The sequence below is a fragment of the Pseudohaemophilus parahaemolyticus genome (assembly GCF_938021905.1).
Classification (GTDB): Bacteria; Pseudomonadota; Gammaproteobacteria; order Enterobacterales; family Pasteurellaceae; genus Haemophilus_A; species Haemophilus_A parahaemolyticus_B.
On sequence record NZ_CALIFA010000029.1, the window covers coordinates 46,469 to 70,107 of the forward strand.

General features: G+C 41.5%; 20 protein-coding genes, 1 pseudogene and 1 riboswitch. Of the genes and pseudogenes, 13 read left to right on the top strand and 8 right to left on the bottom strand.

Translation table 11 applies throughout. The features are described 5' to 3' along the window. Positions 1-19: 19 nt before the first annotated feature. The 3 genes and pseudogenes from uvrC to QMF79_RS02590 form a co-directional block, all read right to left on the bottom strand. Positions 20-1,855, bottom strand: coding sequence for an excinuclease ABC subunit UvrC (gene uvrC / locus QMF79_RS02580; protein ID WP_281772644.1), 1,836 nt, complete (start codon positions 1,853-1,855; stop codon positions 20-22). A gap of 113 nt (positions 1,856-1,968) precedes the next feature. Then, positions 1,969-2,115: pseudogene (locus QMF79_RS02585) on the bottom strand (helix-turn-helix domain-containing protein); the annotation flags it as partial. 98 nt (positions 2,116-2,213) lie between these two features. Then, complete coding sequence (locus QMF79_RS02590; protein WP_040216709.1) at positions 2,214-3,329, bottom strand: porin; 1,116 nt, start codon at positions 3,327-3,329, stop codon at positions 2,214-2,216. Positions 3,330-3,777: 448 nt separating this feature from the next. Here QMF79_RS02590 and priC point away from each other — a divergent pair, with 448 nt between their 5' ends. Further along, positions 3,778-4,287, top strand: coding sequence for a primosomal replication protein PriC (gene priC, locus QMF79_RS02595; protein WP_111312217.1), 510 nt, complete (start codon positions 3,778-3,780; stop codon positions 4,285-4,287). An 87-nt stretch (positions 4,288-4,374) separates the two neighbouring features. Further along, positions 4,375-5,148, top strand: a complete 774-nt coding sequence (locus QMF79_RS02600) for a Nif3-like dinuclear metal center hexameric protein (protein WP_281772674.1) — start codon at positions 4,375-4,377, stop codon at positions 5,146-5,148. A 115-nt stretch (positions 5,149-5,263) separates the two neighbouring features. Here QMF79_RS02600 and QMF79_RS02605 read toward each other — a convergent pair whose 3' ends face one another. From QMF79_RS02605 to QMF79_RS02615, 3 genes are all read right to left on the bottom strand, one after another. After that, positions 5,264-6,628 (bottom strand): alanine/glycine:cation symporter family protein, encoded by a 1,365-nt coding sequence (locus QMF79_RS02605; protein ID WP_281772645.1) that lies wholly within the window; start codon positions 6,626-6,628, stop codon positions 5,264-5,266. 103 nt (positions 6,629-6,731) lie between these two features. Beyond that, positions 6,732-6,844: riboswitch (glycine riboswitch) on the bottom strand. Positions 6,845-7,129: 285 nt separating this feature from the next. Continuing rightward, the gene (locus tag QMF79_RS02610; RefSeq protein WP_281772646.1) at positions 7,130-8,425 is read right to left on the bottom strand and encodes an NCS2 family permease; all 1,296 of its coding nucleotides are present in this window, start codon (positions 8,423-8,425) and stop codon (positions 7,130-7,132) included. A gap of 14 nt (positions 8,426-8,439) precedes the next feature. Further along, positions 8,440-9,426 carry an oxidoreductase gene (locus tag QMF79_RS02615; protein WP_281772647.1) on the bottom strand — a complete coding sequence of 329 codons (987 nt, stop codon included), beginning with the start codon at positions 9,424-9,426 and terminating at the stop codon, positions 8,440-8,442. A gap of 67 nt (positions 9,427-9,493) precedes the next feature. Between QMF79_RS02615 and ybaK the strand changes: the two genes are divergently transcribed. Further along, complete coding sequence (gene ybaK / locus QMF79_RS02620; protein WP_111426952.1) at positions 9,494-9,967, top strand: Cys-tRNA(Pro)/Cys-tRNA(Cys) deacylase YbaK; 474 nt, start codon at positions 9,494-9,496, stop codon at positions 9,965-9,967. Positions 9,968-10,015: 48 nt separating this feature from the next. Here the strand turns inward: ybaK and msrA are convergent, their stop codons facing one another. Then, entirely contained in the window at positions 10,016-10,525 is a 510-nt protein-coding gene (msrA, locus tag QMF79_RS02625; protein WP_111426951.1) for a peptide-methionine (S)-S-oxide reductase MsrA, read from the bottom strand. Positions 10,526-10,578: 53 nt separating this feature from the next. Further along, complete coding sequence (locus tag QMF79_RS02630) at positions 10,579-11,223, bottom strand: YczE/YyaS/YitT family protein (RefSeq protein ID WP_281772648.1); 645 nt, start codon at positions 11,221-11,223, stop codon at positions 10,579-10,581. 231 nt (positions 11,224-11,454) lie between these two features. On the opposite strand from QMF79_RS02630, the gene QMF79_RS02635 reads away from it, so the two are divergent. From QMF79_RS02635 to QMF79_RS02680, 10 genes are all read left to right on the top strand, one after another. Beyond that, positions 11,455-12,717 (top strand): NupC/NupG family nucleoside CNT transporter, encoded by a 1,263-nt coding sequence (locus tag QMF79_RS02635; protein ID WP_281772649.1) that lies wholly within the window; start codon positions 11,455-11,457, stop codon positions 12,715-12,717. Between the two features lie 185 nt (positions 12,718-12,902). Then, positions 12,903-13,619 carry a purine-nucleoside phosphorylase gene (deoD, locus tag QMF79_RS02640; RefSeq protein WP_281772650.1) on the top strand — a complete coding sequence of 239 codons (717 nt, stop codon included), beginning with the start codon at positions 12,903-12,905 and terminating at the stop codon, positions 13,617-13,619. Between the two features lie 144 nt (positions 13,620-13,763). Continuing rightward, on the top strand, positions 13,764-14,705 hold the full coding sequence (argC, locus tag QMF79_RS02645; RefSeq protein ID WP_281772651.1) for an N-acetyl-gamma-glutamyl-phosphate reductase: 942 nt from the start codon (positions 13,764-13,766) through the stop codon (positions 14,703-14,705). 8 nt (positions 14,706-14,713) lie between these two features. Then, the gene (gene argB, locus QMF79_RS02650) at positions 14,714-15,568 is read left to right on the top strand and encodes an acetylglutamate kinase (RefSeq protein WP_281772652.1); all 855 of its coding nucleotides are present in this window, start codon (positions 14,714-14,716) and stop codon (positions 15,566-15,568) included. A 66-nt stretch (positions 15,569-15,634) separates the two neighbouring features. Then, a complete protein-coding gene (locus QMF79_RS02655) occupies positions 15,635-16,822 on the top strand; it encodes an aspartate aminotransferase family protein (protein WP_281772653.1) in 1,188 nt (395 codons plus the stop codon). A gap of 144 nt (positions 16,823-16,966) precedes the next feature. Beyond that, positions 16,967-18,871, top strand: coding sequence for an FTR1 family iron permease (locus tag QMF79_RS02660; RefSeq protein WP_281772654.1), 1,905 nt, complete (start codon positions 16,967-16,969; stop codon positions 18,869-18,871). Positions 18,872-18,966: 95 nt separating this feature from the next. Continuing rightward, positions 18,967-19,488 carry an iron transporter gene (locus QMF79_RS02665; RefSeq protein WP_040216680.1) on the top strand — a complete coding sequence of 174 codons (522 nt, stop codon included), beginning with the start codon at positions 18,967-18,969 and terminating at the stop codon, positions 19,486-19,488. 140 nt (positions 19,489-19,628) lie between these two features. Beyond that, on the top strand, positions 19,629-21,041 hold the full coding sequence (locus QMF79_RS02670) for a Fe-S-containing protein (protein ID WP_281772655.1): 1,413 nt from the start codon (positions 19,629-19,631) through the stop codon (positions 21,039-21,041). Continuing rightward, entirely contained in the window at positions 21,041-22,399 is a 1,359-nt protein-coding gene (locus QMF79_RS02675) for an ABC transporter permease (RefSeq protein ID WP_281772656.1), read from the top strand. Before QMF79_RS02670 ends, QMF79_RS02675 begins: the two co-directional genes overlap by 1 nt. Continuing rightward, a complete protein-coding gene (locus QMF79_RS02680; RefSeq protein WP_281772657.1) occupies positions 22,386-23,552 on the top strand; it encodes an ABC transporter permease in 1,167 nt (388 codons plus the stop codon). Before QMF79_RS02675 ends, QMF79_RS02680 begins: the two co-directional genes overlap by 14 nt. Positions 23,553-23,639 lie beyond the last annotated feature (87 nt).

The window sequence follows — 23,639 nt, forward strand, 5'->3', positions numbered from 1 at the left end:
ACGGAGAAATGAGTTTAATTTACCCATTCTGCAACGTATCAAAAATTACTTCCGCCAAGGCTTTGGAAATTCCTGGTACAGATTCAATTTCTTCCAACGTTGCCGATTTCACACCTTGCATTCCACCCAAATATTTTAACAACGCTTGGCGGCGTTTGGCTCCAACGCCCGCAATGGCTTCTAATCCGCTTTCGGTAAAGGCTTTTTGGCGTTTTTTGCGGTGCCCTGTAATGGCATGGTTGTGTGACTCATCGCGAATATGTTGAATTAAATGCAATGCAGGGCTGTCGGGTGGGAGATGAATTTCCTTATCCCACTTACTAATCAACAAGGTTTCCAAACCTGCTTTACGTTCAACACCTTTTGCCACACCAATTAAAAGCGGTTTTGATTTATCCCACGACACCTTCAAATTGGTAAAAGTTTCCAACGCACGGTTTAGTTGCCCTTTGCCACCATCAATAAAAATAATATCTGGGATTTTCTCTGGCTCAAGTGGCTTATCATAACGCTTCAGCAAGGCTTGTTCCATTGCAGTGTAATCGTCTCCGCCTGTGATACCTTCAATATTAAAGCGGCGGTAATCCGATTTTAGTGGCCCATTTTCATCAAACACTACGCAAGAGGCGACAGTTTGATTGCCCATCGTATGGCTAATATCAAAGCACTCCATTCTTGCAATTTTCGGCAAAGAAAGCACCGCTTGTAAGGCTTCGTAGCGGGTTTTAATGTGAGCATCTTGTTGTAATTGCAGTGTCAATGCGGCTTGTGCATTCGTTTTCGCCAAGGCAAGATAACGGCTTTTTTCGCCCCGTACATTCGCGGTAATGCTCACTTTATGCCCTGCCTGCTCAGACAGTACTTCTTCCAATGCCTTCGTTTCACTCACTTTATGGTCAATAATAATCTGGTTCGGAATGGTACGATGCTGGTTCATCTGCAAATAAAATTGCCCGATAAAGGTATCACTCAGCTCTTCAAATTCGGTATGGCTTGGCACTTTCGGGAAGTAACTTCGATTTCCTAAAATCTTACCCTGACGCACAAATAAAATATGCACGCAAGCAATGCCGTGTTGGTAGGCAATGGAGATAATATCCAAATCGTCTAAACGTTCGTTTGAGACAAACTGTTTCTCTTGCACCGCTCGCACCTGTTGAATCTGATCGCGAAAACGTGCTGCTACTTCAAAATCCAACTCTTCCGCTGCCTTTTCCATTTTGCCGATTAAATGCTCAACTACTTGGCTATCTTTGCCTTGCAGAAAGAGCCGCACCAGATTGACTTGCTGATCATATTCCTGTTGCGAATAATAGCCTTCCACACACGGAGCAAGACAACGCCCAATTTGATATTGCAAGCAAGGGCGGGAGCGGTTTTTGTAGAAATTATCTTCACATTGTCGAATCGGGAAGATTTTTTGCAGTAAATTCAACGTTTCTCGCACTGCACCTGCGTTCGGATAAGGGCCGAAATATTCTCCCGCAATTTTTTTACTACCACGGAAACTTGCTAATCGCGGATGCTTATGTTTGGTAAGCAAAATGTAAGGGTAAGATTTATCATCGCGGAGCAATACATTGTAGCGAGGCTGATTTTCCTTGATGTAATTGTGCTCCAACAACAGGGCTTCTGTTTCGGAATGGGTAATGGTGGTTTCAATATGGGCAATTTGTGAAACTAATGCTTCCGTTTTTCGGCTGGCGAGGTTAGTGCGAAAATAGCTCGACAAGCGTTTTTTCAAATCTTTCGCCTTGCCCACATAGATAATTGTTCCTTTGCTATCATACATCCGATAGACCCCAGGCAGATGTGGCACATTAGCTAAAAACACTTTGGCATCAAATTCGCTCATTTTCTCCTCATTTTGCAATTGAAAGATCGTTAAAAGCGGTCATTTTAGCGGGATTTTTGGCGATATAAAATAGCCCTGATATGATCTGCCCCCAAAAAGTTAGACTTGGCAGCGATTCCACTATGATTAAATTGGTTGATCCAACGTTCTAATGTTGTTTCGGCAAGTTGAAAATATTTACGGGTAAGTGAACGATTTTTACCATTTTGAAGATAAAATTCGATGAATTGTTGTTTGAAAAGTGTGTTGTATTTGGTCATAAAAAATCTGCACCTTAGTCAGTTGGTTGTTTAGTCCAACTTTTAGGGTGCAGATCATTTCTAATTGAGGGTTCTGTTAGATTTTAATAATCTAAAGATTACCAGTATACACGTAAACCTACACCGACAGCTTTGTCAGCATTTTTCTTAGCATAGTCGTAACCTGCTGTAGTATAGTCGTAAGATTTAGTACGTGCGTATTTACCTTCTACGAATGCAACCACTTGTTTGTGGAATTTATAGTCAACACCAAGTAAGAATGCATGAGTTTTCTCTTTTGAAGCTTCTTTTACTTTCACACGTTCGTATAAGTAGTTACCATATACTTTAGATGCTGGCATTACTTGATATTGGAAACCCGGTGATACATAGAACTTATTAGTTTTTGTTGGTTGTTCGTTAACCACACCTTCTTTTTCATAAGCATAACCAAAGTCACCTGTTAATTTAAAGTCACCAAATTGTTGACCTAAAGATACCAAATAACCATCTTTATAGTGTTTATGTGCAGTACCAGTTTCATAATTTGTGCGACCAAATGCTGCATGAGCTTCAAAACCATTTACTTCATATAATGCACCAACTGCGGCACCATTTTTGATTGCTGTATCTAATGGAGAAGCAGAACCATTTTCTTTATTTTTTTGTGCAAAATTATAGTTTGCACTTAATTGTAAGCCTTCGATACCACGATAGTCATAACGAATAACTGACGTTGCTGATGTAGGAATATAGTCACCGTTTGGAATGAGACCATATTCATAATCTTTTGCTTGGCTTACATCATCTACGATAGTAAGTTGACGACCGAATGTAACTTCGCCATATTGTTTGCTACCTAAACCAACATAAGCACGTTTAGCATATAATTGACCCCATTTATCAGCTGATTTTGTATCATCAAAACGGAACTCTAAACGACCTAAAGCATAGAAGTCTTCAGCTAGTTGATGTTTAACATTTACACCAAAACGAGAACCTGAGTTCTTAATTGTTGAGTGACTACGATTTTTTACTGTAGCTCCTGCTTTATATAAAGTACCATTTTCAACGGTATCTTTGATATAAGTAGTTTTTGAACTGTCTTTTTCTGTAATTACACGTAAAGAACCAACGAAGTCAATTTTCGTACCATCTTGATCTAATACGGTTACAGCTTGTGCTGAAGATGCTGCAAATGCCGCCACTGTTAATGCAACTAATGTTTTTTTCATAATGACCACCTATCTTATAAGGTTTGTTTTAATAATACGTCCTTTATAACTAAAGGACCATTCTAAAAACGGCAAACATTTCAATCCGATATGCGGGGAATGTTTGTGCAAACGCATAATGGCAAAAAGCGGATAGACTGTCAATAGTTCAACAATGATTCCAAAATAAATTTTTATCCCTTAAAAATCAATAAGTTACAAACCAATGGAGTTTTTATTGAGCCTTTTTTACGTTCTACTCCAGAATAAAACAAACACCTAACACATTGATAAATAAAGCATTTTTAATTAATTTCAAAATTAAAATAAAGTTCAATGAAAAATAAAAAATATTTTGTGAACTACTTCACATTTTTGACATTTAGTTGAGTTCATTGACTATTTCTGGTGGATTGAATCCAAAAGAAAGCAAGTTATAATAGCCAAAATTCTTTTTTTACGCTTTCTTATGCAATCATTTATTGAAAAATTTGAGCAAAGTATTCATCCTTTTATACCGTTTGAAAACGAACAAGCGGTTATTTCAGGACATTTTTTTACGAAATCAGAGGCTTCTGTTGCCTTTTTTATTGGAGAAATCCGCCAAACTGCTCAGCGATTACAGCAACAAACCGAAGTGGCTTATGCGGAAATTTATGCCAAAAAACTGCTAGATCAAATTGATGCTCTGCAAAAAGCGATCCAAAAAATTCGAAAAACAAAAAAAGTTGAACGTTTTATCTCTCCCTATCGCCCGCCCCGTAATGTGCATTCTCTCCCCAAAGAAAAAAGATTGGTGGAATACCGCAAAGCGTTGCGAGCTTTAAATGAGAAAATTTGTTGGCTTACTGAAAAACAATATCAAGCGGAAAATCGGGCAAATAAAGAAGAAGTTCTACTCTATCAGCAACAAATTCAAGAGACGGAATTTCGCAAGGTAAAGTGTTTAATTGCCATTGAGCAACTCGCGGAAGAATAGAAAAATGCGGCACTATGTCGTAGTTGCACAAGATACCAGAAAAACGAAAATCTGCTATACTCAAAACAGACGCTAAACTAAGGATTTATTATGTTAACCAATATTGAACTTGAACAGGTTTTAGACACAAAATTGAATGCAAAGCAAATTTCTGACTATGCACCAAACGGTTTGCAAGTTGAAGGACGTAAGCAGATTCAGAAAATCGTCACAGGCGTAACCGCCACACTTCCATTGATTGAAAAAGCGATTGAATTAAATGCTGATGCTATTTTAGTTCATCACGGCTATTTTTGGAAAAGCGAAACACCTTGTATTCGTGGTATGAAAGGCAAACGTATTAAACAGCTGCTTGTAAACGACATCAATCTATTTAGTTATCATCTTCCACTTGATGTTCATCCAGAACTTGGTAATAACGCTCTATTAGCTAATCATCTTGGTGTGCGTAATTTAATAGGATTAGAAGATAAACCTAATTCGATTCCTGTTTATGGCGAACTTGAGGCACCAATTTCTGCTCAAGAAATGGCAAAACGCATTGAAAAGACATTAAATCGTCAGCCTATCTTATGTGATGAATTTATTGCAGATTATCCGCATAAATTGATTAAAACTGTGGCAATTTGCACAGGAGGGGGGCAAGGCTACATTGATCTTGCAGCAAACAAAGGCATTGATGCTTTTATTACAGGGGAAATCTCGGAACAAACCACACACTCCGCTCGTGAACAAGGCATTTATTTCTTTGCCGCAGGGCACCACGCAACCGAACGTGATGGCGTAAAAGCTCTTGGTGAGTGGTTGGCAGAAACCTATCAACTTGATGTCACTTTTGTGGATATTGATAATCCAGCTTAATGCCCAATATAAGGCGGGTTTAAATCCGCCCTTTATGCTATCAACTCCGCATTCAATAGAATCAAGCTAATGCTTTACTTGTGCAACTACGACATCATTCTGCTTCTTTCTCTTTTTAAACCTTACCCGTCTTCAATCTCGCAAAATAATCTTTTGTTTCGTTAATAATTACTTTACGCAATGCAATCAATGCGATTAAGTTTGGAAATGCCATTAAACCATTTACAATGTCAGCAATCGTCCAGATAGTTTGCAATTCCAAGAATGGTGCAGAAGCAATTAACACCACAAATAACAAGCGGTAGAATTTAATCCCTTTGGTGCGACCTTTCGTTAAGTAAACAAAACAACGCTCACCGTAATAGCACCAGCCTAAAATGGTTGTAAATGCGAAGAACACTAAACCAATCGTAACAATAATTGCCCCAAAATCGCTATTTAAACCTTGATTGAAAGCAAGATTCGTCAGCTCCGCACCTTGTACACCTTCTGCCCAAGCCCCTGTAATCACAATCACAAGTCCTGTCATCGTACACACAATGATGGTATCAAGAAATGTTCCTATCATTGAGATTAAGCCTTGACGCACAGGTTCTTTAGTTTGAGCTGCAGCTGCTGCAATGGGAGCAGAGCCTAAACCTGACTCATTCGAGAAAATACCACGAGCGACACCTAATTGGATGGCTTGCATTACGGTAAAGCCAAATGCCCCGCCTAACGCGGCTTCTGGGTTAAATGCAGCATAAACAATCAACTTCACGGCTTCTGGAATTTTTTCCGCATTAAGTGCTAACACACACACAGATGCAGCCACATAAGCGATCGCCATAAATGGCACCACGACGCTGGCGATTTTGGAGATGCGTTTCACGCCACCAAATACAATTGCGATAACGATTAACGTAAGCACAACAGCGGTAAGCACAACAGGAATATCAAAAGTGGCTTGTAATGCGTGGGTAATCCCGTTCACTTGCGGGAATGTTCCGATGCCAAGCAACGCCACTAACACACCGAAGAAGGCGAATGCTTTAGCAAGCCATTTCCACTTTTTGCCCATCCCCATTTCGATGTAATACATCGGGCCACCAGCAACGAAACCTGAGCGATCACGTCCACGGAATTTGATGGCAAGCAAGCCTTCAGCATATTTGGTTGCCATACCGAATAATGCAATCAGCCACATCCAAAAGAGTGCACCAGGCCCGCCCGAATGAATTGCTGTTGCCACGCCCACAATGTTACCCGTACCAATAGTTGCCGCTAATGCGGTAGACAGTGCAGCAAATGCGGAAATATCACCTGTTTGCCCCTGCCCTTGTTCAGGCTTAAACATATAGACGAACGCACGGAAAAGTTGCGTGATTTGAATACCCTTAAGGCTAAGTGTGAAATATACGCCTACACCAGAGAGCAAAATCAATAACGGTGCTCCCCAGATAAAACTGCTAATTTGGCTAAGAATGGTGTCGATTGACATTTGATGTTCCTCGTAAATTTTGCTTACAAGGAAAGAAAAGCGAAAGCAAGCGGGCGATTTTCGCAAAAGTTTTGCAGAAAATGACCGCTTGTTTATGGAATAACTTTTCTCCCCTGTCCTTTTGCCTGAGCGTTTCACACTTAACGGGCGTTAAGCATTTTCGCCTTCGGCGTCCATTTTCTGCATTGCAGATTGGATCTCTCCAAGGGTTCGTCCAGTAACAGTCCTCGCACAATGTGCACCTGAAAGATTTTACCTCGTCGGTGAAATGTTAATTCATTTCTCTCCAGCTACCTTCATCCGAACAGTTCTTTATAAAAAAGAATGCCAGAATTCTAGCAATTCATTTTTTTCAGTCAAGTAAATAATTTAATATTATGTCTAATTAAATATGAGGTTAATTCACTTCTGCCGAATCTCCCCTACCCCTCTTTGCTAAAGAGGGGTAGGGGAGATTTGGCAGTTTTAATTAGCGAAGAAATTACATTGATAGTAAATAGGTTATCCAACCCAAACAAATTTAATCAAAAACAAGATCGATACTACTGCAACAGAAGGGTTGATCTCTTTAAATCTGCCTGTGCAAGCCTTCATTACGCAATAGCTGATAAAGCCGAATGCAATGCCTTCGGTAATTGAGTACGTAAATGGCATCATTGCGGTAGTGATGAATGCAGGGGTGGCTTCGGTTAAGTCATCCCATTTCACTTCAATCAGGCTTGAAGCCATTAAAATGCCTACAAACACTAGTGCTCCCGCAGTTGCATAAGGAGGCACAACGCTTGCTAGTGGCGAGAAGAAAATGGTCAGCAAGAAGAGCACGCCAACCACAACCGCCGTTAAGCCTGTTCGACCGCCAACTGATACACCTGAACCGCTTTCAATGTAGGTACTAACCGCCGACGTGCCCATTAACGAGCCTACCATTGCTGCAGTGCTGTCTACAAAAAGTGCTTGTTTCATCCGAGGAAAACGCCCTTGTTTATCAGCAAAGCCTGCTTTGGTCGTTACTGCAATTAGCGTGCCTGAGCTATCAAAAAGGTTAACAAGTAAAAATGAGAAAATGATACCAAATAAACCTAAATCAAACGCACCAGCAACATCCACTTGCCCAACAACAGAATCTAAACTTGGTGGCATAGAAACAATACCGTGGAAAGCTACTACAGGATCGAAAATCAAGGCAAGCCCTGTGATGAGTGCGATGGAAATTAATACGCCTGAATGAATGTCTTTGGCGGATAAAATCACAATCACAAAGAAGCCGAGCACACCTAACAAGACTTTTGGATCGTGCAAATCGCCCAAAGCAACTAAGGTATCAGCATTCGGCACAACAATGCCCATATTTTTAAAGCCGATTAAAGCAATAAACAAGCCGATACCCGCACCAATCCCAACACGCAAACCGTGCGGAATTGATGCCATAAACCAGTAGCGAATTTTAAGCAGTGTGAGCAAGAATAAGCCGACAGAACCTAAGAAAATTGCCCCCATCCCAACTTGCCACGAGTAGCCCAATTTTTGCACGACGACAAAAGCAAAAAAGGCATTCAAGCCCATCGCGGGTGCAAGTGCGATTGGAAGATTACTGAATAATCCCATGGCAATCGTACCGAACGCTGCAATTAAACAGGTGGTTACGAATACCACTTGCGTATCCATTCCTGTAATGCCTAAGATCGATGGGTTCACAAACACGATATAAACCATCGTGAAGAAAGTGGTAATCCCCGCAATCACTTCAGTTTTAGCATTACTGCCTTTCTCTTTTAATGCGAATAATTTTTCTAGCATTCTCTTTGCCTCAATTAGTAATCTAACACCAATGCCAATAATTCAACCGCTAAAAATGCAAGGCTAAATTTTTGTTCATCGGCAACAGACCAGAATTGCAAAGCATTTTCCTCTTTTGCAAGTAACTGGCTGATTTGCAATGCATTTTGCTCTTCATTTTCACCATTTTTCACAGGCGTTTGTACTTCATTTTCGCTGAAATGAATCCAAGCATTGTTTTCCCAATCGGCACTTAATGCTTCCACATCTAATTCATATTCAGACTGGACGGAAACCATTTGTGATACGCCATAGAACACAGGCACTTGTACTGAGTGGAAAGTCACGGGAGCGGTTAAATTTGGCAAAACTTTTGCAAGTTGCAATTCAAACACACGAGAGAATGGCAGTTGTTTTTCTTCGCCTTGCACATTCGCAGGCACAACATCAAAGGCAATGCGTTCCACATTGTCATCAAACGGGATACCGTTTAATAAACGTGCGGTTTGCCCTGCTAACTCTTTCACTTTTTCTTCACCAAAATAGGCTGATGGCAGAAGTGAAGTTACGAAAATCTGGCTAAGCTGTTGATCTAAAATCGGTTGTAGTGCAAGCACTAATTGCGAAATTTGCGGGTTAGCCAATGCCACAATGTTGTGTTCACGAAGGTTAATGAGGGCTTCATTATTCACATTTGGCACAATCACTGGCACATTACCAATCAGCGAGGTAATGCCAAAAAGATCGAGAATAATACAGCCCGCTTGAGCGGCTTTTGCTAAGGTTTCTGCTTGAGCTATTGGTGCAGCAAATAACACATGGGTAAATTCAGACCAATCGAGATTATCTAATTCAAATTGCTCAACGGCTTTTGTTCCAAAGCGGAGGTTTTGCTCTTCGCCAAAAGGTTCGATTTCAACCGCGGAAACTTTATCAAAGGTCAAATTACTGTTTTCTAATGCTTCAAGTAATTTTTCAGCTAGGGTAAAATCAGCGGCAATGGCGAGATAAATTTGAGACATTTTATCTTCCTTATTTGCATTTAAAGTGTATAAAGCATGATTATAACCTAATTTCAAGGAGCGAGTGATGACACCAGCGGTAAATCTTTTGAAAAAACAGAAAATTGCTTTCCAACTACACCCATACGAACACGATCCGAATAACACGAATTTTGGGCAAGAAGCGGTCGAAAAATTAGGCATTGATGCAGATCAAACGTTTAAAACGTTGTTAGTGGCAGAAAATGGCGATCAGAAGAAACTTGCTGTGATGGTTGTGCCCGTTTCAAGCACGTTAAATTTGAAAAAAGCGGCTCACGCCTTAGGCGTAAAAAAAGTAGAAATGGCAGATAAAGAAATCGCACAAAAAACAACAGGCTATCTGCTTGGGGGTATTAGTCCACTTGGGCAGAAAAAACGTTTACCAACGGTGATCGATGAATCGGCAACGCTGTTTGCAACAATGTTTGTTTCAGGCGGAAAACGTGGTTTAGACGTAGAACTCGCCCCACAAGATTTAGCGAAAGTGTTGGATGCGAAGTTTATGGAGATTAGAGATTAAACGAAAATGTTGGAGGCGGAAAAATCAGTCATCATTCCGCCTCTCTTCTTATTTTTGATTATTCAAAATCTCATTCATCAATTGGATATCAATGTGGCAATAGCCATTTGGGTTTTTATCTAAATAATCTTGATGATACTCTTCCGCAGGGAAATAGTGCTCAAGCGGTTTATTTTCGACAGCAAGTGGCTGATTATATTGTGCTTGCAGTGAATTTAAAGCCTGAGTAACCACATCTTTATCGGCTAAATTGCTGTAATAAATGCCCGTGCGATATTGAATACCTTTATCTCCGCCTTGTTGATTGATACTGATTGGATCAATCACTTTAAAATAATAATCTAGCAAAGTTTCAAGGCTGATTTTATTCGCATCATAAGTTACTTTTACCACTTCTGCATGTCCACTTCCTGAGCATACATCTTGATAGCTTGGATTTTCGGTGCTGCCATTGGCATAGCCTGATTGAGCATCAATCACACCGTTAATACGTTGCATAAAGGCTTCAGTTCCCCAAAAGCAGCCGCCCGCTAAATAAATTTCACGAATATTTGACATAAATTCCCCGTTATTCTTTTGTTTGTAATGAATAGAAAAATGTACTACTTGTATTATAGAATTGAAAATCGTCTTTCCAATAGTAAATAAGTGCCCTGAATAATCCAACCAACGGTTAAAGCAAAAAGGATCGTGCTGATGCCAAAGGTTCCCCCCATAAAAATGCCGAAACAGCAAACACTAATTTCAATAGCTGTCCGAACACGACCTACATTCCAACCATATTTTTGGCAAATACCTACCATTAACCCATCACGAGGACCAGTGCCTAATTTGCAGGAAAGATAGAAAGCTGTACCAATGCTGAAGATGATAATACCGAAGATCATATAAAAAATACGAGTAGATAAGAGTTCAGGCGGTTCTACCCATTTGGTTGTTTGATCGATAAAAAAGGAGATGATGAGTACGTTGAGAATCGTCCCTAAACCAAATTTAAGTTTGAAAGGGATCCAAAATAGAAGAACAATCACACTAATCAATGCAATTGCCCAACCAATGGACATTCCTGTTTGTAAGGCTAAACCTTGCGAAAGCACCGTCCAAGGTGCATTACCCAATTTAGCAGAAACAAGCAAGCCTTCGCCAATGCCCATAATTGCCATAGAAATAGAGATAATCAGCAAATTGGCAGGTTCGATTTGCCATTGATGTTTGGCAGCCCAAGGCATAAGTGGAATAGGCGTTTTTTTCGACATAATGTGTAGCGATAAAATTGTTTTAGTCGTTGAAAATAATATAGCATAAACAAATTGTGTTTTTATAATATTTCGGAATAAAAAATAATTAAGATTTTTTAATCAATAGCACAAAAGTTTGATAAAAATCAGAAGATTTTTTTTAAAAAAGCCGTTATAGTAACCAAACTTTTTTTACCACTTCGTTTTTTTAAGTAAAAAACGATTAATATTTCACTTTTTGAGGTTTTTATGGGTGCTTTAAATAGTCTTTTAGGTATTGTAGTACTATTATTAATTGCCTTTTTACTTTCATCAAATAAGAAAGCAATTAATTATCGAACTGTATTAGGTGCGTTAGGTTTACAATTTGGACTTGGTGCATTAATTCTTTACGTTCCTGCAGGTCGTCACTTGTTACAAGCGTTAGCAGATGGCGTAAATAACGTGATCGGTTATGGCTTTGAAGGTATCAAATTCGTATTTGGTGGCTTAGCAAGCGATAAAATTTTCGAAGTAATGGGCGGTGATGGCTTTATCTTCGCTGTTCGCGTTCTCCCTTCAATTGTATTCTTCTCTGCATTAATCTCTCTTCTTTATTACATTGGCGTAATGCAATGGATCATCAAAATTATTGGTGGTGGCTTACAAAAACTACTTGGCACTTCAAAATCTGAGTCAATGTCTGCAGCTGCGAACATTTTTGTGGGGCAAACGGAAGCACCATTGATCGTCAAACCTTACATCAGCAAAATGACTGAGTCTGAATTATTTGCGGTAATGGCAGGCGGGCTTGCATCTATCGCAGGCTCTGTAATGGCTGGCTATGCAGGTATGGGGGTTCCGTTAACTTACTTAATCGCAGCATCATTTATGGCGGCACCAGCAGGTTTATTATTTGCAAAAATTTTAGTACCACAAACTGAGCAGTTTAACGATGATATGGCGAAGGTTGAAATGGAACAACCAGCGAATATCTTAGATGCCGCAGCTGCGGGTGCCGGTGCGGGTATGCAACTTGCATTAAACGTTGGTGCAATGTTAATCGCATTTGTGGCATTAATCGCATTATTGAACGGTATCTTAGGTGGTGTTGGTGGTTGGTTCGGTATGCCAGAGCTTTCACTGGGTATGCTTTTTGGTTACATTTTCCGACCGCTTGCATGGGTAATTGGTGTGCCGTGGGAAGAAGCTCATATTGCAGGTCAAATGATAGGTACGAAACTTGCTATCAATGAGTTTGTTGGTTATTTAGAATTCTCTAAATATTTATCGCCAGAATCTGCTATTCAATTGACAGACAAAACTAAAGCAATCATCACATTTGCGTTATGTGGTTTTGCAAACTTTAGTTCAATTGCAATCTTAATTGGTGGCTTAGGTGGTATGGCACCTAACCGTCGCGGTGATATTGCACGCCTTGGCATCAAAGCAGTTATCGCAGGATCACTGGCTAACTTAATGAGTGCAACCATTGCAGGCTTATTTATCGGTTTAGGCGGATCAATCGCATAATCTAAATTCAAAAAATAACACCACATAATGTGGTGTTATTACTTTATAGCGAGCGAAACCGTTTGCTTTATTCTAGATAATTCGTAGAGTAACCTTTCTAGCCTGATAAACACATATTTGCGTAAAGATAATCTTACTTCTACGAATTCTAAATCATTTCGTTAATACAAAAAGAGGAACAAAAAATGACTCCACATATTAATGCCCCTGAAGGTGCTTTTGCTGATGTTGTAATTATGCCTGGCGATCCACTTCGTGCAAAATACATTGCAGAGAAGTTCTTAGAAGATGCAAAATTAGTCACTGATGTACGTAATATGTTCGGCTACACAGGCACATACAAAGGTCGTAAAATCTCTGTAATGGGACACGGTATGGGTATTCCTTCAGCATCTATCTACACCAAAGAGTTAATCACTGAATACGGCGTGAAAAAAATTATCCGTGTTGGTACTTGTGGTGCAGTACGCCCAGATGTACACGTTTATGATGTAGTAATCGGTTTAGGGGCTTGCACAGACTCAAAAGTAAACCGTATCCGTTTCAAAGACAACGACTATGCACCTATTGCGGATTTCGATATGACAATGGCTGCAGTCCAAGCAGCAAAAGCAAAAAACATTGATGTAAAAGTGGGTAACTTCTTTAGTGCTGACTTATTCTATACTCCTGATGCTGGAATGTTCGACGTAATGGAAAAATATGGCATTGTTGGCGTTGAAATGGAAACATCAGGTATTTATGCTGTGGCAGCAGAATATGGTGCGAAAGCATTAGCAATCTGCACAGTGTCAGACCATATTCGCACTCACGAAGTAACCAGTGCAGAAGAACGTCAATTAACCTTTAACGGTATGATTGAAATTGCATTAGAATCTGTGTTAATTGGTGACCAACAATAATTGATTGCATTATCCCTCAAACGAAAGTTTGGGGGATTTTTATATCTGTTATTTACTCAATATACTGCATAATTATGCAATTTTATTGAGATTAAATTCAATTCGGTATAAACTACCCAAAACTCAAAAAAACAGGAAACCAATATGAGCAAATACAAAATTTTCGTCGATGGGGCGGTAGGCACAACAGGTTTACGTATTTTTGATCGCTTAGGACAAGCGGACGATATTGAATTACTGACCTTACCAGAGGAACAACGCAAAGATTTGAATGCTCGTGTGGCAAAAGTAGCTGAGGCGGATTTAACTTTTCTTTGCTTGCCAGATGAAGCCTCAAAAGAGCTTGTGGCTCACGCCCCTGAAAACGCTCGCATTTGTGATACTTCAACGGCACATCGTGTTAATCCTGGTTGGGTTTATGGGTTTGCAGAACTCTCGGGGCAGCGTGAAAAACTCCAAAATGCAAACCGCGTTGCTGTACCAGGTTGCCATGCGACAGGCTATATTGCTTTGGTTCGTCCATTGATTGAAAAAGGCATTTTGCCTGCGAATTACCCACTTTCTTGCTACTCTTTAACAGGATATTCGGGCGGTGGTAAAGGGATGATTGCGGAATATACAGATAAAAAGCGTACTACAAAATATGATGCCCCGCACGTGTATAGCTTAAGCTTAAAGCACAAACATTTGCCTGAAATGCAAGTGATGACAGGGGCGAGCCAACCACCCATTTTTACTCCTGTAGTGGCAGACTATTATAGCGGAATGTTGGTTAGCGTACCTGTACCAATCATTGCCTTACAAGCGGTCAAAAATGGCGAAGATGTTGCAAAATCATTGGCGGAGTATTACCAAGGCTCAAAACTTATTTCCGTGCATAGCTATGCAGAAATGCCTGAAGATAATATGCTTGCTGCTAATCAGTTAAGTGGCAAAGATAACCTCGAAATTTTTGTTTATGGTAACGACACTCAGCTGTTATTGGTTGCTCGCTTTGATAATTTGGGTAAAGGTGCATCGGGGGCAGCGGTGCAATGTATGAATATTATGCTTGGGCGTGAAGAAACCGCTGGGCTTGAACTTTAAGGAAAAATATGCAAACAGAAGAGATTATCCAATTCGCAAATATATTAGAAAAATCGACCGCTTACCTCGCAAAATGGCAAGGTAAAATCCTCGTGGTGAAATATGGCGGCAATGCGATGATCAATGAAACGCTCAAACAAGCAGTAATGAAAGATATTTTATTACTCAATCAATTTGGTGTAAAAATCGTACTGGTACACGGCGGTGGTCCTGAGATTTCTCAAGGTATTAAGTTACTCGGCAAGGAATCGCAATTTATTAACGGATTGCGTGTTACCGATAAAGAAACCATCGACGTGGTGCTACAAATGTTGGCGGGAAAAGTGAATAAAAGCCTTGTTGCTTTGCTTAAAGGCAAAGGCGTGGGACTTTGCGGAGCAGATGCTTCAATGATTGAGTGCGAGAAATTGCAAGCGGAAGTAGATTACGGATTTGTGGGCAATATCACCAAAGTGAATACTCAGTTGTTGGAACTTGCACTGAACGCCAACCTGATTCCCGTGATTTCAACGGTCGGTGTAGATACAAGCGGTCAAATTTATAATATCAATGCCGACACCGCCGCAAGTGAAATTGCAATGGCATTGAAAGCGGAAAAATTAGTGAGTATGACCGATATTGCTGGGTTATTGCGAGATCGTTTTGATGAGAGTACGCTCATTCCCGAAGTAAAAGTAGCAGATGTGCAACCCCTCATTGATGGGGGCATTATCGCAGGCGGAATGATCCCGAAAATTGCTTGCTGTACGGATTTTATTCAAGCGGGCGGCAAAGAAGCTTCTATCATCGATGGACGAGTAGAACACGCCATTTTGCTTGAAATGTTGAACGACAAAGGCAACGGCACAAGGTTTTATGCGTAAAAATCCCCCTCTTTAGAAAAGAGGAGAGCTATAAACAAGCGGTGAAATTTTAAAGGAAAAAACACAATGACAAACACAACCAGCAATGAAATAAAACAATTAGACAGCGATTACATTGCCCAAACTTACGGCAGATTTAACCTCGCACTCTCACACGGCAAAGGCTGCCAAGTGTGGGATTTTGAAGGCAACGAATATTTAGACTTTACCAGTGGCATCGGCGTAAACAGTCTTGGTTGGGCAGATGAAGATTGGCTAAAAGCAGTGATACGCCAAGCAAGCTCGCTTGCCCATACTTCAAATTTATTCTTCACCGAGCCTTCTTCTCGTTTAGCTAAAAAATTGGCAGAAGCAAGCGGTCTAAAACGTGTCTTCTTTGCCAACTCTGGTGCAGAAGCGAACGAAGGGGCGATCAAAACTGCACGTAAATATAGCCACGATAAATATGGAAAAGATCGTGCAACCGTTTTAACGCTGGTCAATTCTTTTCACGGACGCACCATTTCAACCCTTTCTGCTACAGGACAAGAGGTATTCCACCAACATTTTTTCCCATTCACCAAAGGTTTCGATCACACGCCAGCCAATGAACTACGAGCACTTGAAACGCGTTTAGGACAAAAAGATGTGTGTGCGATTATTTTGGAAGTCGTGCAAGGTGAAGGCGGGGTTTGCTCGTTAGATCACGAATATTTACAAGGTGTACAAGCTCTCTGTCATCAATATGATGTGTTGTTGATCATTGACGAAGTGCAAACGGGGATTGGTCGTACGGGCACAATGTTTGCCTACCAACAATTTGGTTTAACACCAGATATCATTACGCTTGCCAAAGGATTGGGCGGAGGCTTACCTATCGGGGCGTTTATATTGGGCGAGAAAGTGCAAGATACTCTTGGCAAGAGCGATCACGGCTCCACTTTCGGGGCAAACCCTGTAAGCTGTGCAGGAGCGAATGCTGTGCTTGCGAAAATTGATGATGCATTTTTAGCTGAAATCAAACGCAAAGGCGAAAAATTGCAAAAAGCATTAGCAACATTGCCAAAAGTAAAATCCGTTTCAGGCTTAGGCTTGATGATTGGTGTAGAGTTTAAAGAAGGCACAAAAGCTGCGGATATTGTTGCAAAATGTATCGAAAAAGGCGTGCTTTTCCTAACGGCTAAAACCAAGTTACGCTTATTACCGCCGTTGATTATCAACGATGAACAGATTGAGAAAGGGATTGCACTCTTGAAAGAGGTGTTAGAAGCGTAATACTTGACCTATTTATTATTTTAGGGCGTATAGATTTTTAAATTCATACGCCTTATTTTTAGAAAATCACACTTTCCCTCTTGCTCTTTCTCAAAAGAGGAGGATAATAATAGAATAGGAATTAGTTTCATTTGGAAGAGATCTATGCATCGTCTTATTCTTTCTTTTATCTTTTCTTTCATTTTGGGGTTATCCCAACAACTCTTTGCCCAAGACAACTACCAACAATGGGTCTTCGATATCACAAATCGTCTCAACAATACCGAGCAGTTGATTAAAGAGAACAAAATTGATGATGCCAAAACCGAAGTGCAAATGGCGTATTTTGAAGTATTTGAAAATTTAGAAGGCCCGATTCGCATTAACTTCTCGGCACAAAAAAGTTACCAAATGGAAGCCACTTTTGGTGAAATTCGCAAAATGATTGGCGAAGGCAAACCGATGAGCGAAATTCAAGCGAAAATCGAAGGGCTAAAAAAGGAATTGCAAGAAGTGTTGCCTTCTTTGATTGAAGGTCACCAACTCAACGCCGATGGACAGCACGGGGTTTACGATAACGCAGAAATCAAACCTTACTGGCAGCAAAGTTTCAAAACCATTGACGATTTAGTTGCCCAAGCTATTACTTACTACGAAAATGGCGATTTTTCTAACGCAAAAAAAACTTTCCAACAAGCCCAATACGATGGCTACAAAAATTCTGAAATGGAAATGTCGGTACGAACCAATCGTTCGTCTGAAATTTCATCTGCCATCAATCAACAATTCTACAATTTGATCCGCCTAAGCGAACAGCCTGATCAAATGACAGAAATCGCCTACCAAAGCACGCAACTGTTGCAAGATATTGAAGAACAGTTACCAAATTTACCGACTACACGAGAAGAACAAAACGCGCAAGCGATGCAATCTGATGCGCAAACTGCAAATGATAATGCCGATCAAGATTGGGCAAAAATTAGTACAGACATCAATCAACGCATTCAACAAGCGATTGTGTTATATCAGCAAGGCGATGCGAAAAAAGCGATGCTTTCGGTGCAAGATACCTACTTTGACGTGTTCGAAAATTCAGGAATGGAGAACAAAATCGGCTCGCGTGATAGCAATTTCAAAGCCGAACTCGAAGGCTATTTTACCCGCTTAGTTAGCCTAATGAAAGCAGGACAAGGCGATAAATTGCAAGATCAAGCGGTTGGATTAAGTCAAAATTTAGCAAAAGCAGTGGAAATGTTGCAAGGTGGCGAACAAAGCGACTGGTCGATGTTCCTTTATAGCCTACTCATTATTTTACGTGAAGGCTTGGAAGCCTTGCTCATCGTCGCAGCAATTGTAGCTTATATGGTGAAAAACAATCATCACGACAAACTGCCTATCATTCGCCAATCGGTTTACGTGGCATTAGTAGCTAGCGTGGTAACTGCCTTTATCTTCCAGCTTATTTTTGAAAATTCAGGGCAAAATCGCGAATTGCTCGAAGGTTTCACGATGATCATCGCCGTGTTTATGCTCTTTAGTATGAGCTACTGGCTACTCTCCAAAGTGGAAGCTCAAAACTGGAAACGCTACCTTGAAGGCAAACTGTCCACCGCTCTCACCGCAGGCTCACTCTTCGGTTTATGGCTCACCAGTTTCCTAGCAGTCTATCGCGAAGGAGCGGAAACCGTGCTGTTCTATTATGCGCTCATTGGCGATGCCAAAAGTGCGGTTAGTCTCGCCTATCTTTTCGCGGGCTTTGTAAGCGGTGCAATTTTGCTCGCAATTTGCTACTTCATTATGCGTTATAGCGTGGTGAAATTGCCGCTCAAACCGTTCTTTATGTTCACAGGTTCGTTTATGTATGTGATGGCGTTTGTATTCGCAGGTAAATCTGTTTTGGAACTCATTGAAGGCAAATTGTTTGAGCCAACTTTAGTGGCAGGTGTACCTGAAATTTCGTGGTTAGGCGTTTATCCGTATGTGGAAACCCTTGTGCCACAAGCGATTTTAATCCTTGCTGCTATTTTTGCGTTTTTTGTAATGAAATATCAAAGCAAAAAAGCAATGTAATCGTAGGGTGCAACTTGTTGCACCATTTGGTTAATTAATTTCTAACGGTGCAACAAGTTGCACCCTACATATAAACTCATCTCAGGAGAGAATCTATGAAAAAAGCACTCTTTGCAACTACATTATTAGCAGGTATGTTCGCAGCATCTTCTGCCAACGCTTTCCAAGAATACCCAATCGGCGAAGCTGTTACGATGAACGAACTAGAAATTGCCGCAGTTTACTTAAAACCAATCGATATGGAACCACGTGGAATGGGCTTACCAGCAGCGAAATCTGACATTCACTTAGAAGCTGACATCCATGCCGTGAAAGGTAATAAAAACGGCTTCGGCGAAGGCGAATGGATGCCATACTTAACCATCAACTATACTTTAGTGAATACCGACACAGGTGCGAAACAAGAAGGCACATTTATGCCGATGGTAGCAGGCGACGGCCCACACTATGGCGCGAACGTAAAAATGATGGGCGTAGGTAACTACAAATTAACTTACCACATCGACCCACCATCAAAAGCTGGTATGCACCGCCACACTGACGAAGAAACGGGCGTAGGCCGCTGGTGGAAACCGTTTGATGTGAGTTATGAGTTTAAATTTACGGGTTTGAAATAACCTTTAGACCGTGGGTAAGTATATCCACGGTTAAGCATAGTTGTTCCCCTTTGGGGAACCAGCAGCATCTACCCCAAAGGGGTAGAATTATGCTTAACCTAGGGTAACTTGTTACCCTAGGCATTGACGAACTGTATTCTATGACCTACTTCTTCATCTTCCTACTCCAATCCCTATTGCCAATTTCGCTTTTACTCGGGGCTTCGTGGGCAATCAAAAAAGGCGCGATTTCCCCCAAAACACTGATCTTGCTTAGCCTGTTCGGCTTGGCTTGTGGCGTTGTCTTGCGGTTGAATTTACCGAACGGACAAGTGCCGAACCTAATTCTTACCCTTGGCTTTTTAGTTGCATTTTTGCTTTTTGCGATCTGCCAATGGTTTCCATCTGCAAAACTCGCGGGCTTCTGGCAATTTGCCTTTATGCTCATCGCAGGCGCAACGTGGGCGAAAGATCCGAATATCACCGCACTCACCAACACCGATGTAATAAACACCGATTTTATCTTGAACCTAAGTGCGGTCATTTTTGGCGTGATTTTCTGCTTTGCCGCTTCGGCTTGGCTCTATTTCTTACTTAAACAGCAACAAAAAACACAAGGCAAATCCACCGCACTTTTTGCCTTGAGCTTTTTGCTTTTTATTGCCTTAATGCTACCGCTTGTGGGCGAATTATTGCTCACGCTGATGAAATTACAGCTTATCGAACTCACCAAACCACGCCTTAGTTTTGTCGCAAAATCGGGTGAAATCACTGCGTGGTTGAATGCAATTTGTGTGATTTTAATGGCGATCATTTTGGCAATTTTTACCATTCAAACTCATTCTAAACGCCTAAAACACGCCAATGTAGAAAACGATCCGATTGAAAAACGCAAAAAACTCACTTTGGTGCAGATTTCCAAACGATTAATCGGCTGGGGCGTATTCGGGCTTTTATTGGTGGGCGCAAGCCAGCTTTATTGGGAAAAAGTGGCATCGCAACCGCCTCAACTTTCCCAAGCTATGCCTGTGCAGCTTAACGAAAAAGATGAAGTGCATTTAGCCCTTGAACCGCTCAAAGATGGCAAATTACACCGTTTTGTATGGATTGCCGACGACGGTAAAGCGGTGCGATTTTTCATCATCAACCGCCAACCAAGCAAAGTGAGTATGGCGGCAGTGTTTGATGCTTGCTTGCTCTGTGGCGACCAAGGTTACGTGATGCAAGGTAACCAAGTGGTGTGCGTGGGCTGCGGCGTGCATATGTTCATTCCGTCCATCGGCAAACCGGGTGGCTGCAATCCTGTACCGATTGAAGATTGGCAGCAAACCGACAGCGAAATCATTATTTCTCGCAAAAGTTTGGAAGATGGCTTGAATTTGTTCAGCACCATCGTGGAAATTGATGTGCAAGATCCGATTAGTGGCACGAAACTCAAAAACACCAAAACCGAATTCAAATATAGCCACGAAGGGCACACTTATTTCTTCGAGAATGAAAAAAATCTCGATCAATTCCGTGACAACCCTGAAAAATATCTCGGCGACAAAGAGAGTGAGAGTAAGGGGGAATAATGCTGGCACGAATGTTATTTCAATCTTGGCGGTTTGGCTTAAAACGTAAATTGCTCGCCATTATTACGATTTTCTTGGCGGCGGGCTTGGTCTCTGCCCTACTTGCAGTTTCCATTGATATTGGCGACAAAATGGCGAAGGAGCTGAAATCTTACGGCGCGAATATTTTAGTGGAGCCTGCCAGCAATGCCGCCTTGCCCGATGAATTGAGCCACAGCAGTTCACTTTCCAGCCAAGATTTTCTGGATGAAAAAGAGCTGCCGAATATCAAAGATATTTTCTGGCGAAACAATATTGTCGGCTTCGCTCCGCTGCTTTCTGCCAACGTGCAAGCGGTTAAATTCGCAGATTATTCTGCAAATTCACCTACAAAATCACCCTCTCTTTCAGCGAAAACGATTAACGTGTTGGGGACGTTTTTCGATCACCAAATCGCTATTCCCGATGAAGGTGATTACCATACAGGGCAGCGCATTATCAGCCCATTTTGGAAAGTGAACGGTGAATGGGTGGACGACTTTAGTGGTGAGTTTGGCGATTTCATCCCTGCCTTGGCTGGCGAACAACTTTCCAAGGCGAACGGTTGGCAGATTGGCGATAAATTAACGCTCAGTTACACCAATGAAAATAGTGAAACGCAGAAAAGATCTGTGGTAATTCAAGGCATTTTAAGCACTGGCAGCTCAGAAGATAATCAACTCGTGATGCCATTAAACTCTGTGCAAACTTTGCTCGGTTTAGAAGGCAAAGTGCAATCTGTTCGTGTTTCTGCGCTCACCGTGCCTGAAAACGATCTTTCCCGCAAAGCACGTGCCAATACGGATGCATTAGATGCGGAAGAATATGACCGCTGGTATTGCACGGCTTATGTGTCGTCCATTTCGCACCAGTTAGAAGAAGCGATTTCAGGGGCAATCGTCCGCCCGATTTGGCAAGTAGCGGCATCGGAAGGCGTAGTAATTGGCAAAATCCAGCTTTTATTAGCAGTAGTCACAGTCGCTGCCCTGATTGCGGCGGCAATGGGAATTGCATCGCTAATGAGTGCAGGTATTATTGAGCGTTCCAAAGAGATTGGCTTGATGAAAGCACTTGGTGCTTATCAGTGGCAAATCACGCTGCTGTTTTATTGCGAAGCGGTGCTCAGTGCGTTGGTTGGTGGCGTGCTTGGCTGCATTGCTGGCTGGGGCTTGGCAAAATTTATCGGTGCTGCATTGTTCGGTGCACCACTGGATTTCGCTTGGATTGTTGTACCTTGCGTGTTGGTGCTTTCAATGTTGATTGCCGTGATTGGCACCTGGTTCCCTGCACATAAAATCGCAAAACTTTACCCTGTGGAGGTGCTCTATGGGAGAGCATAAAAAAGCAGACAATAAAGTAGCAAATCACAGTATGTTTTGGCGATTGATTTTCCGTGCTCTACGCCTTAGATTACAACGCGTGTTGATTATTTTCACCGCACTCACCGTGGGGGCGAGCATCGTGACGGCGATGTCGGCGGTTTACTTCGACATCAACACCAAAATGAGCCAAGAACTCCGGACCTTCGGGGCAAATTTCTATATTGGTTCAGCTGATGGCGGAATGATCAACGAAACTGAACTCAACGCCATTTTGCAAAATGCTCCAAGCGATTTAGTGACCGCATCCAGCCCTTATCTTTACGGCGTAGCACGCAGCGATTTGGAAAAAATCGTGTTAATGGGCGTGAATTTCGATGCAATGCGAACCCTTACACCTTACTGGCAAATAACAGGCTCGGCAATCAATGTGAACTTTGACGATCGCAATGCGATGATCGGCAAAACTCTCGCCGAACGGCTACATTTGAAAGTGGGAGATAGCATTCAGCTTTCCAAAAATGCCGTAGAAAAACACCGCTTTACCATCAAAGCCATTGTAGAAGCAGGCGATGCAACCGACAATATGTTGCTCGTCAATCTCGCCTTCGCTCAAAATTGGCTAGAAAAAGAAGGTTTGGCGAATAATGCCTTACTAAATGTGAAAAATGAGCAAGGCGAAAACCAAGCGGAGCAATTCGCCGAACAAATTATACAACAACACCCCGATTTAACTGCTCGCCCAATCCGTAAAGTTTCCGCTTCCGAAGGGCTGATTTTAGATAAAATCAAAGGCTTAATGGGCTTGATTTCGCTCGTCATTTTGGTACTTGCAACCCTTTGCGTGAACACCACACTGATTGCAATTGTGGGTGAACGTGCCAAAGAGTTCGCGCTTCAAAAAGCCCTGGGAGCGAAAAAATCCGACATCATCCGCCAAATCAGTACCGAGATTTTCATCATCACAAGCGGGGCAATTATTGCAGGGCTTTGCTTGGGCTATTTGCTCGCACAAGTGCTTGGCTTAACGGTGTTTAAATCCTACATTGATATGCGCTTGCCCGTGTTGCCTATTACGATTGTGCTGTCGTTGTTGGTGGCATTCGTAGCGGTGGTTATCCCAACACATAGAGCGTTGAATATTAATATGGCGAATGTTTTAAAAGGTGAGTAGGGGATGTGAAATGGAACATTTCACACACATATTCGTTTTATGCGTGCGTGGATTTTCAATCCACATACCCTACTAGCAAGAGAAAAA